Source organism: Arthrobacter sp. MYb221 (genome assembly GCF_002979835.1).
In the GTDB taxonomy this organism is placed as follows: Bacteria; Actinomycetota; Actinomycetes; order Actinomycetales; family Micrococcaceae; genus Glutamicibacter.
Genome location: NZ_PCPW01000023.1, coordinates 19,556 through 28,337, shown reverse-complemented (window position 1 = coordinate 28,337; position 8,782 = coordinate 19,556). Strand labels below are relative to the sequence as shown.

At 65.9% G+C, this 8,782-nt stretch carries 8 protein-coding genes; 7 read left to right on the top strand and 1 reads right to left on the bottom strand.

The window, feature by feature from the left end:
- Positions 1-563 (bottom strand): hypothetical protein (locus CQ015_RS18190; protein WP_146114093.1); only part of this gene is annotated, 563 nt, incomplete at its 3' end.
- A gap of 286 nt (positions 564-849) precedes the next feature.
- Between CQ015_RS18190 and CQ015_RS18185 the strand changes: the two genes are divergently transcribed.
- From CQ015_RS18185 to CQ015_RS18155, 7 genes are all read left to right on the top strand, one after another.
- Positions 850-1,101, top strand: a complete 252-nt coding sequence (locus tag CQ015_RS18185; protein WP_105554255.1) for a DUF3039 domain-containing protein — start codon at positions 850-852, stop codon at positions 1,099-1,101.
- 39 nt (positions 1,102-1,140) lie between these two features.
- Positions 1,141-2,907: a DEAD/DEAH box helicase gene (locus CQ015_RS18180; protein WP_105650812.1), complete on the top strand. Its 1,767-nt coding sequence runs from the start codon at positions 1,141-1,143 to the stop codon at positions 2,905-2,907.
- Between the two features lie 527 nt (positions 2,908-3,434).
- A complete protein-coding gene (locus tag CQ015_RS18175; protein WP_258138865.1) occupies positions 3,435-4,328 on the top strand; it encodes a TetR family transcriptional regulator C-terminal domain-containing protein in 894 nt (297 codons plus the stop codon).
- Positions 4,329-4,368: 40 nt separating this feature from the next.
- On the top strand, positions 4,369-5,268 hold the full coding sequence (locus CQ015_RS18170; protein WP_105570118.1) for a 3-keto-5-aminohexanoate cleavage protein: 900 nt from the start codon (positions 4,369-4,371) through the stop codon (positions 5,266-5,268).
- A gap of 2 nt (positions 5,269-5,270) precedes the next feature.
- Entirely contained in the window at positions 5,271-6,218 is a 948-nt protein-coding gene (locus CQ015_RS18165; RefSeq protein WP_105650811.1) for a 3-hydroxyacyl-CoA dehydrogenase NAD-binding domain-containing protein, read from the top strand.
- Positions 6,215-6,670 carry a thioesterase family protein gene (locus tag CQ015_RS18160; RefSeq protein WP_105570120.1) on the top strand — a complete coding sequence of 152 codons (456 nt, stop codon included), beginning with the start codon at positions 6,215-6,217 and terminating at the stop codon, positions 6,668-6,670. Before CQ015_RS18165 ends, CQ015_RS18160 begins: the two co-directional genes overlap by 4 nt.
- A gap of 61 nt (positions 6,671-6,731) precedes the next feature.
- Positions 6,732-8,672 carry a BCCT family transporter gene (locus CQ015_RS18155; protein WP_105650810.1) on the top strand — a complete coding sequence of 647 codons (1,941 nt, stop codon included), beginning with the start codon at positions 6,732-6,734 and terminating at the stop codon, positions 8,670-8,672.
- Positions 8,673-8,782: the final 110 nt, after the last annotated feature.

The window sequence follows — 8,782 nt, the reverse complement described above, 5'->3', positions numbered from 1 at the left end:
ACGAGGGTCGGATGCAGCACCGGGGTTCGGGTGGGGTCCGGGGTAGTGAACAGCGCACCGAGGTGGGTGAAGCGCGGAGGGAGAAGATTTCCTGCCGGGTTCCGGCGGCCAATGAGGTCGCTCGCGTCCTGGACGAGCGTGGCCGCTTCGGTGTAGGGCAGGTGCAGCCAAGACGCGAGCAGCGCGGCGGGGTCCAGGAAGGTGGGCCTTCCGGTGCAGCGCTGCGCGTCCTGGCTGGTGTCGGCGCCGGCGGTGCGCAGCGCGTCCAGTTCGTCCGGGTGGAGGGTGTGGGCGTTGGTGGCCGCGAGGCGGTCCGCGGCGGTCACGCGCATGCGGGCGGCTTCATCGGCCAGAGCCTGTCCGGCAGAAGCCAGTTCCAGGGCGAGGCGTGGGTCCTCGGTGCCGGCCAGGTGTTCGCGCAGGGTGCTGAGCAGCTGTGTGGTGCCGGTGAACAGGGCCCGCAGGCTAGTGCCTGTGAGGCTCGGGGACAAGCCCGGGCCGGTGAGCTCGGTGAGCTCCCGGTCCAGCTGGCTGAGGGTGTCCCCGAGGGCGGTGGTGTTCATGGGTTCGAGTATGCGCCCGGACAAACAGGGGGTGGGCTTGCGGTGCGCGGACTGTGGATAAGCTTCCGCGCAATTGGGCGCGCAGACACACCCGGTGGCATCGGAGGTTTAGAAGGCAGCGAGCTCAAGTGGGTGGGACGCCAGCGATGGGAGGCAAAAGCGCTGGTTGCGCGGGTATTCATGCGCGTCCTGCCGGGGCAGCAGACGAGTCAAGGGGATGGCAGTGTGGACAAGCTCCCATCGTCGAGGGTGCCGTGCTGGGCCGTGGCGTACTAGAATTGGTGGCATGGTGGAACAGTCTGAAGAAACCCGTGGTGGAACATCAACGATCGAACGCACGGAGACGACGCATGGCGTCGAGGCCGGCGATCATGAGCGCTTTGCGCACTATGTGCAGAAGGAAAAGATCATGGAGTCGGCGTTGTCCGGCGAGCCGGTGATCGCGCTGTGCGGCAAGGTGTGGACGCCGGGCCGTGACCCGAAGAAGTTCCCTGTCTGCCCCGAATGCAAGGAAATCTACGAATCCATGATGGGTTAAGTAGCGGGACAACCAGCAGGAACCATCGGGAAAAGGTAAATGACCGAGACACTTTTTGATTTTGGTGACAAGCTTCCGCTGGAAGACAAGCTCCCTCCGGCGTATCCGGAACGGGCTGCCTGGGGAACCGGGCCGAAGCTTCGTGCCTGGCAGGCCGAGGCGCTGGCAAAATACTTTGACGCCGAACCACGGGACTTCATGGCCGTGGCGACCCCCGGTGCGGGTAAAACTACCTTCGCGCTGCGCCTGGCGAAGGTGCTGGTCGATTCGGGCAAGATCAACCGGATGATCGTCGTCGCGCCCACGGACCACCTGAAAAAGCAGTGGGCCGATGCCGCGGCACGCGTGGGAATCGCGCTGGATCCGAACTACAAGAACTCCGATGGGCGGCACGGCTCGCACTACTTGGGCGTCGTGGTGACCTATGCGCAGGTGGCGCAGAAGCCAGCGGTGCACCGGGCGAAAACCGAAGGCGCGCGCACGCTGGTCGTGATGGACGAGGTGCACCACGCAGGCGACGCGCTCTCCTGGGGCGATGGCATTCGCGAGGCCTTCGAGCCGGCCACCCGCCGGCTGGCGCTGACCGGTACTCCGTTCCGCTCGGACGCGGCGCCGATTCCCTTCGTGCAGTATGTGGACGAGGGCGATGGCATCCGCCGCTCGAAGGCGGATTACACCTACGGCTATGGCAAGGCGCTGGCGGACCACGTGGTGCGCCCGGTGCTGTTCATGGCCTATTCCGGGGCGATGCGTTGGCGCACCGCGGCCGGCGAGGAGATGGAAGCCGAGCTCGGCGCCGGATTCACCAAGGATGTCACCGCGCATGCGTGGCGCACCGCCTTGGACCCGCACGGCGACTGGATTCCTTCGGTGCTGCGTGCGGCGGATCGCCGGCTTTCCGAGGTGCGGCGCACCGTGAAGGATGCCGGCGCCCTGGTGATCGCCACCGACCATGAGGACGCGCGCGGTTATGCCACCCAGCTGGAGGCGATCAGCGGCGAGAAGGTCACCACCATCCTCTCCGATGACCCGAAGGCCTCGCAGAAGATCGACGATTTTGCCGCCTCGGATTCGCGCTGGATGGTCGCGGTGCGCATGGTGTCCGAGGGCGTGGACGTGCCCCGGCTGTGCGTGGGCGTGTATGCCACTTCCACCTCGACCCCGCTGTTCTTCGCGCAGGCCGTCGGGCGTTTTGTGCGCAGCCGAAAGCGTGGCGAGGTCGCCAGCGTGTTCCTGCCCTCGGTGCCGGTGCTGATGGCGCTGGCCAACGAGATGGAGATCGAACGCGACCACGCGCTGGACCGCGAAGGGGAGAAGCTCGAAGACGGACTGGACGACGCGTTCCTCGAAGAGGCGAATCGCGAGGAGAAAGCCAGCGACGAGCTGAACAAGGCCAAATTCGAGGCGCTGAATTCCCAGGCCTCCTTCGACCGGGTGCTCTTCGATGGCGGCGAGTTCGGCACCGGTGCGGAGCTGGGCAGCGATGAGGAGCTCGGCTTCCTCGGGATTCCCGGCCTCTTGGATACCGAGCAGGTGTCCGCGCTGCTGCGCGAGCAGCAGAACAAGCAGATTTCGCGCGGGGCCACGAAGCCCGAACCGGTCAGCGACCACCGGCGGATGATGGACCTGCGCTCGAAGCTGTCCAAGAACGTCTCGGCATGGGCTTCGCGCACCGGCGTGCCGCATGGGCAGGTGCACAACAAGCTGCGCAGCGTATGCGGCGGTCCGGCGGTGCCGCAGGCGACCGCGGACCAGCTGCTGGCGCGCATCGACAAGCTGCAGGATTGGTTCGTCGGGCGCAAATAGGTCCGGCGATCCGCCGACGGCGCCCCGCATCATGCGGGGCGCCGTCGGCGTTTAACGAAGGCTCAGGGCGCGGGGCTGGCCGCTTCCAGGCCTGTGGCCAGCGCCGTGAACCGAACGGAATCCGAGCGGCGAGCAGTTGTTATTTTCGCTCTTGAAAGTCGCCATTCCATGCAGCCTGCCCGCCAGGATCCGGTAGGACCCGGCTTCGGGCACCGCTTGCTTTCCTCGCATTGCAGGACAGGGTCGCCGAGCGCATGACGCAAACATCGTCTCCGCGGCCGGCGGCGTTGAGCCCAGCTGCGGGATGCACCTCTGGCGTACTTGCTTCCGGCCGCTCGCAAGGAGCTTTCCCAGAGCGGCTCGGCCTAGGAACTGCTGGGAACCGTTCCGTGTCTTGCGCCGTTGCTCCCGGATTCGCTTCTGCCACGGCATGAATCGCCAATGCGACGCGGTTCCCAAAATCGCAAGTTCTGACTAAATATCAAAATACTTTGCGATTCATGAAAGTTACATATAGGCTAGCTGGCATGCCAAGTACCACAGCCATGGGCCCGATCGGCGAGCGGATCCGGGCCGCAATCAAAAAGAGCGGCAGTTCGCAGCGGGAGATCGCCGCGCAAATTCGCATCGATGAAACGAAGCTCTCCAAGTCTTTGAAGGGATTACGGCGGTTTACCGCCGACGAGCTGCTGCGCCTTGCCACGGCTACCGGGGTGACGGTCAGCTGGATCATGGGCGAGGAGAGCTCTGCGGTTTCTGCCGCCATCCCGAGACTGGAGGGTGCCGCTGAGCGTCTTCCGTCGGCTGATCAAAAGTTAGGCCATCGCAAAATTATCGAAACGGCTTGGCGATTATTTGCCGAGCAGGGCTTTGAATCGGTGCGGATTGCCGACATCGCGGCCGAAGCCGGAGTATCCAGCGCGACGGTCCATTATTACTTCCCGACCAAGCAGGAACTGTTCGGCGCGGCCATGAACTACTCGGTGAAACTGGCCTATAACCGACAAGTCGCGTGGCTGAGCGAGGTAACCGACCCGGCCGAGCGGTTGACCAGGCTGCTTGAGCTGCAATCTCCCGATGGGCGAACCGCGGAGCTTGAATGGTCGATCTGGGTCCAGATGTGGAACAAGATCACCGTGGATGGACGCTACGACGAGGCCTATGTCGAGAGTTACCGGCGCTGGGTAGCGACCGTACGCAGCACGATCGAGGATGGCCAACGCCAGGGGCTGTTCCGGGCGGGCGACCCCGACAGCATGTCGCTGGAACTGACCTCGCTGATGGATGGATACGGCATCAAGGTGCTGACCCGGGTGATCGACAAGCCGGCCATGGCCCGCGGATTGCGCGACTATCTCCGGCGCTGCATCGCGCTGGACGGATCCCGGGCCGATTCCCGTTGGGCCGCGGAATCCCGGTAATTCGCAGACCGGGCAAAAGAGCTACAAAAGGAGTTTAGAGATGAACCGAAAAATAATCTTGACCTGCGCCCTGACCGGAGCAGGCGACACCACCGCAAAGAGCGAATTCGTTCCGGTGACTCCGGAAGAAATCGCCAACGATGCGATTGCCGCGGCACGGGCCGGTGCCTCGGTCGTCCACATCCACGTGCGCGATCTGCAGACCAGGCTCAGCTCGCGCAAGGTCGAATACTACCGCGAGGTCGTTGAACGCGTCCGCGCCTCGGAGGTGGACCCGGTCATCAACCTGACCGCCGGAATGGGCGGGGACCTGGTCCTCGACCCGCAGAACCCGACCGCCCAGCTGCCGGGCACCGACCTGGTCAGCGGCCTGGAACGGCTGCCCCACGTCGAGCAGCTGCTGCCGGAAATCTGCACGCTGGACTGCGGTTCGCTGAACTTCGGCGATGGCAGCAACCTCTACGTCTCCACTCCGGACATGCTGCGCGAAGGCGCGGCACGGATCCAGCAGCTGGGGGTGCGCCCGGAGCTGGAGATTTTCGACACCGGGAACCTGTGGTTCGCCAATGTCATGGTGCAGGAGGGATTGATCGACCCGCCGCCGCTGTACCAGCTGTGCATGGGCGTGCCCTACGGGGCCCCGGTGGACCCGGGCCTGCTCCACGCGATGGTCAACCTGCTGCCCAAGGGCGCGGAATTCACCTCCTTCGCCATCGGCGCCAACCAGCTGCCCTGGGTGGCCCAGTCGGTGCTGGCCGGCGGCCACGCCCGCGTCGGCCTGGAGGACAACCTGTACCTGTCCAAGGGAGTGAAAGCCACCAACGCGCAGCTCACCGACCGCGCGGTGGGCATTATCGAATCCCTGGGCGCCGAAGTGGCGACCCCCGACGAGGCCCGCGAAATCCTCGACCTCAAAGTCCAGATCCCGGCAGGAGCCTGAGCATGGAACGCATTCGCGCAATCAACGACATCGACACCATCGCCTGCATCGGCGCCGGAACCATCGGCGGCGGCTGGGCCGCCTACTTCCTGGCCCGCGGCTACAAGGTCAAGGTCTGGGACCCGGCACCCGATGCGGCCGCGAAGCTGGGACGGCTGATCGAGGCGGCCTGGCCGGCCCTGGAACAGCTGGACATGGTCCCCGGAGCGGACAAGAACGCCTTCAGCGTGCACACCGATTTGGCCGAAGCGGTCGCCGGGGCGGGGTTCGTGCAGGAATCGGCCCCCGAACAGCTAGAGCTCAAGCGCAAGCTGTTCGCGGAGCTGGACGCGGTGGTGGATCCGGACGTGGTCATCGGTTCCTCCACCTCCGGCTACCCGATGACGGATATGGCCGTGGCGCTGGCGCACCCCGAGCGTTTTGTGGTCGGCCATCCGTTCAACCCGCCCTACCTGATCCCGCTGGTCGAGGTGGTCGGCGGCGAGCTGACCAGCAAGCGGGCCGAGGCATGGGCCGCCGAATTCTACGAGCAGATCGGCAAGTCGGTGATCCTGATGGACCGCGAGGTCCCCGGATTCATCGCCAACCGCCTGCAGGAGGCGCTGTGGCGCGAGGCGCTGCACATGATCGACAACGGCGAGGCCACGGTCGAGCAGATCGACCGTTCGATCACCGACGGCCCGGGGCTGCGCTGGCCGATGCATGGCCCGATGCTCACCTTCCATCTGGCCGGCGGCGAAGGCGGCATGGCGCATATGCTCGACCATTTCGGACCGTCGCTGAAGTCGCCGTGGACGCGCCTGGATGCCCCGGAGCTGACCGGTGAGCTGCGCGATTCGGTGGTGGCCGGCTGTGACACGGCCGCCGGCGAACGGAGTTTCGGGCAGCTGGTCGCCGAACGCGACGCCGGGATTATCGCCATCCGCAAACTTGCCGGAGGCCGGGGATGAGCGCCCAACAGCCGGGGCTGCTGAGCAGCTACGAAACGACGGTTGACGCGGCCTGGATCGATTACAACGGGCACATGTCCGAGCCCTACTACGTGCTGGTCTTCGGATACGCCACGGATGCCGCGATGGAGTCGCTGGGCCTGGGGGAGGACTACCGGGCCGCCAGCGGCTGCTCGCTCTACACCGTGGAAGCCCATGTGCGCTACCTGCAGGAGGTTTCGCTCGGCGAACCGCTGAGCGTGCGCACGGTGCTGGCCGGCTTCGGCGCGAAGAAACTGCATCTGGCTCACGAGCTGTACCGCTCGGGGCAACTGGTGGCGACCGAGGAAATCCTCGGGCTGCACGTGGACCAGGCGGCCGGGGCCACCGTGCCGTTTGGGCCCGGCATCCTGTCCGCGGCCCGGCGCGCTGCCGCGGACCCGCCGCCGTGGTGCGGGCGCAGGATCGGGTGAGGAACCGGATCCAGCCCGCGCCGGCAAGGCAGTGACGAAAAAGCGACCTCAGGTGGAAAACATGGCAAAGCAGAGTACCCCGCGGGAACCGCACCCCGCCCGACCCCGGCCTCCGATGCGCAAGCTGCTCAAGGAATTCACCCAGCCCGGGCTGGTGCATCCGGCCCTGATTCCGGGCATCGGCGTAGAATCGACCAGGCAGGATTTCCGCACCAATAAACTTGTCTTCGCCTTATCCGGCGCGTTGATTGTGGCGGTGATTCTCTGGGCCGTGCTGGCACCTGATACCGTCGCCACGCTCGGCGGCACGGCGCTGTCCTGGGTGACCACGAACTTCGGCTGGATGTTCGGGCTGCTCTCGATCGCGATCGCCGTGTTCATGCTGGTGGTCGGCTATTCGCGCACCGGCGGCATCCGCTTGGGCGCCGACGATGAGAAAGCCGAATTCTCGACCGTGTCCTGGGTGGCGATGCTGTTCTCGGCCGGCATCGGCATCGGCTTGCTGTTCTATGGCCCCTATGAACCGCTGGTCTACTTCCAGGATCCGCCCTACGGGTTCGAGTCGGCCGCCGGAACCCCGGATGCCATGCACGATGCCATGGCGCAAACCATGCTGCACTGGGGCCCGATCGCCTGGGCCTACTACGCGCTGGTCGGCGGCGCCATCGCCTACAGCGCCTACCGGCGCGGGCGTCCGCCGCTGATCTCCTCGATCTTCGAACCGATCTTCGGCGCCCGCACCCACGGCCCGATCGGCATGGCCATCGACATCTTCGCCATCCTGGTGACGCTGTTCGGCACGGCCATCTCGCTGGGCATCGGCGCCCTGCAGATCGGCCGCGGCTACCAGATGGTCAGCGGGGCCGGGCCGGTGGGCAACGCGTTCCTGATCGGCTCGATCGCCGTGCTGACGGTGCTGTTCATCCTTTCGGCGGTCTCCGGGGTCAAGCGCGGCATCCGCGCCCTGTCGAACCTGAACATGGTGCTGGCCGGGATGCTGGCGCTGTTCATCTTCATCGTCGGGCCGACCCTGTTCATCTTGAACTTCATGCCCGCCAGCATGGCCGCGTTCTTCGGCGAGCTGTGGACCATGCTGATGCGCAACCCGAACCAGAGCCCGGAAGCGGCCGAGTTCATGGGCGGCTGGACCACCTACTACTGGGCCTGGTGGGTGACCTGGACCCCGTTCGTCGGCCTGTTCATCGCCAAGATCTCCCGCGGCCGCACGCTGCGCGAGTTCGTGACCGTGGTGATCATCGTCCCCGCGCTGGTCTGCTTCTTCTGGTTCTCCATCTTCGGCGGCACCTCGATGTGGATGGAGCTGACCGGCCAGGGCATCAGCGATGCCGGTTCACCGGAGGCGATGCTGTTCGCGGTCCTGGACCAGCTGCCCGGAGGCACCGTGCTGTCGATCATCGCGATGGTCTCGATCATCGTCTTCTTCATCACCTCGGCCGATTCGGCCTCGATCGTCATGGCCTCGATGTCGCAGCGCGGCCGGCCCGAGCCTTCGCGCTGGGTCACCGTGGTGTGGGGGCTGCTGCTGGGGCTCACCGCGGCCTCGCTGCTGCTGGCCGGCGGCGCGGAGGGGCTGGCCGGACTGCAATCGCTGATGGTGGTCTCGGCACTGCCTTTCGCCTTTGTGGTGATGGGCATCATGATCGCCTGGTGGCGCGATCTGCGCACCGATCCATATATTCTGCGGGTCAAGTTCGCCCATGCGGCGATCGCCCAGGGCATCCGCCGCGGCATCGAGGACTTCGGCGATGACTTCGTGTTCAACGCCACCGAGGTGCGCAAGGAGGAAGGAGCCGGTGCCGGGCTGGGCACCAAGGATCCGCTGCTGACCGACTGGTACCTGCAGGCCACCGGGGAGATCGACCCGGTCAACCCCGCGGATATCGCCAGCAGCCGGCAGCCCGGAGCGATCCAGCGCGAGCGCCAGGCGGAGCCCACGCCTACCGCATCCGCAGATGCTTCGCTGGCCGTGGGCGAAAAGTAGCCGGTGCGGCGGCGCAGCGACAGGCTGCAGGATTGGTTTCTCGGGTGCAAATAGGTCCGGCGAACGACCGACGGCGCCCCGCATAAAGCGGGGCGCCGTCGGCGTTTTAC

Excerpts from the sequence above, each read along its gene's own strand:
- CQ015_RS18185 (WP_105554255.1), top strand. The coding sequence starts at position 850 with ATGGTGGAACAGTCTGAAGAAACCCGTGGTGGAACATCAACGATCGAA.
- CQ015_RS18180 (WP_105650812.1), top strand. The coding sequence starts at position 1,141 with ATGACCGAGACACTTTTTGATTTTGGTGACAAGCTTCCGCTGGAAGAC.
- CQ015_RS18175 (WP_258138865.1), top strand. The coding sequence starts at position 3,435 with ATGCCAAGTACCACAGCCATGGGCCCGATCGGCGAGCGGATCCGGGCC.
- CQ015_RS18170 (WP_105570118.1), top strand. The coding sequence starts at position 4,369 with ATGAACCGAAAAATAATCTTGACCTGCGCCCTGACCGGAGCAGGCGAC.
- CQ015_RS18165 (WP_105650811.1), top strand. The coding sequence starts at position 5,271 with ATGGAACGCATTCGCGCAATCAACGACATCGACACCATCGCCTGCATC.
- CQ015_RS18160 (WP_105570120.1), top strand. The coding sequence starts at position 6,215 with ATGAGCGCCCAACAGCCGGGGCTGCTGAGCAGCTACGAAACGACGGTT.
- CQ015_RS18155 (WP_105650810.1), top strand. The coding sequence starts at position 6,732 with ATGGCAAAGCAGAGTACCCCGCGGGAACCGCACCCCGCCCGACCCCGG.